Here is a 1,795-nt window from a genome sequence, read left to right as displayed (position 1 = left end):
TTCGCTCGTAATGACAGTTAAAATGGTCTTTACGGCTTGAAACCCTTACAGATAGTACTTGTGTGTACACCGTAGCCTTGCTAAGGGGAGGGTGCCGTCAGGCGGGTGGGGTATCTGTCGCAAACATTTTTTGAATCGGTATAAGGTCTATTTACCTAAAAATGCCTGTAATACACAGAATTTTGAAATTTTGTTTGCTCTAAACTCGACCTTAATCCATCATGAAGAATGATTAAGAAAAACGAGTGTCAACAAACATGATAAAAATATTTGCACAAAGCTTGATTCAAATTGGGGCTAATTTACAGATAAATTGGGTTTTAGTCAACGCCTGCTTACAGTTTATTGCTTGGGGGCTGTTCTCGCTTTTAATTGCTGAGATTTTAAGAGATGCTTACCATGCTTTGTGCCATCAAGTAAATTGGCTTGGAAAATTGCACAATAAGCATCACATGGCTTATCGTCGAGATTTATCGGTTGTTTCTTTAAAAATTTACCAAGAATCTCAGCTTTATCACGATATTTTAGAATCGAGCTTACTAGTAGTCGCCTGTGCCTTAATTGCCTTAATTGTCCGACAACCAGGCTTATGGCTGGGAGTAGCTTATAGTTGCACCTTTTTGTATGGTGCTTGTGTGCGCTATTTCCAAGGAAAAATTGACACAGACTACAATCACTTACCAGGCCCTTTAGAAACCATTCCATCCACTTGGTTGGTAAATCGGTCTTATCACTGGCGACACCATTTTGATGATGTCAACGCTTATTACAGTGGTGTCTTTCCTTTAGTAGATAAAATATTGGGAACAGCCCTATCCGTCAAAGGTAAAACCGTAGCTTTAACCGGAGCCTCAGGAGCTTTGGGACAAGCATTAACCACTGAACTTGTCAAGTGTAATGCCAAAGTTGTAGCATTAACCACAAATCCAGAAAAATTAGCCGAGCAAACTGGAGTAAAGGTGATTCCTTGGCAATTAGGCAATGAAGCCGAGCTAAAGGAAAGTTTAGAAAAAATCGATATTTTAATTATCAACCACGGAGTCAACGTCTACACTGACCGTACACCGGATGCTATCAACTCTTCCTATGAAGTGAATACTTTTTCTGCATTGCGGTTGATAGATATATTTTTAGCCACTGTTACAGGGCCACAAGCCAAAGCAACCAAAGAAATTTGGGTGAACACCTCCGAGGCTGAGGTATCCCCAGCGCTGAGTCCTCTTTATGAACTCAGCAAACGAGCGCTAGGAGATATTGTCACCCTCAAGCGCTTGGATGGCAATTGCATCATTCGCAAGTTAATTCTCGGCCCCTTTAAAAGCCAGCTTAACCCTTATGGAGTAATGTCTGCACAGCAAGTAGCGCGTGTGGTATTGTTTTTAGCCAAGCGAGACTTGCGAGATATTATTGTGACAATTAATCCTCTGACTTATGTGCTGTTTCCCTTGAAGGAAACTAGTACTTGGTTATATTACAGAGTTTTTAGCCGCAGAGGCAAGGGTGAGTAAGGCACTTTCAAACAACAAAATATTCCATAGAAGAGTGTTGAGTGTTGAGTGTTGACGGTTAACACTCAACGCTTGAAGCGGAATAATTTATTTTTTGGAGTTCCCCAAGGAAAGATAGCAACTCTACTGTAATATAAATGTACTAATTAAAGTACTCACAACAGGGAGAGTAATACTGTGTTTAAAAAAACAAGGATGCTTAGGAACTGTAGAACAGTTGTTACCTCAAGTTCCGATAATCACTCAATTATTCCAAACTGCCCGCATCCCCCCATCTCCGCGTCCCC

General features: G+C 40.8%; 1 protein-coding gene. It reads left to right on the top strand.

Annotated features, from left to right (window positions below; all coding sequences use genetic code 11):
• The first annotated feature begins 257 nt into the window (after window positions 1-257).
• A complete protein-coding gene (locus GNE10_RS34290) occupies window positions 258-1,508 on the top strand; it encodes a bifunctional sterol desaturase/short chain dehydrogenase (RefSeq protein WP_185570476.1) in 1,251 nt (416 codons plus the stop codon).
• The last annotated feature ends 287 nt before the right edge of the window (window positions 1,509-1,795 follow it).

The organism is Nostoc sp. 2RC (assembly GCF_014222165.1).
Classification (GTDB): domain Bacteria; phylum Cyanobacteriota; class Cyanobacteriia; order Cyanobacteriales; family Nostocaceae; genus Nostoc; species Nostoc linckia.
Note: the sequence above shows the minus strand (reverse complement) of the source record. Positions and strands in the feature narration are given on the sequence as shown.

Excerpts from the sequence above, each read along its gene's own strand:
- GNE10_RS34290 (WP_185570476.1), top strand. The coding sequence starts at position 258 with ATGATAAAAATATTTGCACAAAGCTTGATTCAAATTGGGGCTAATTTA.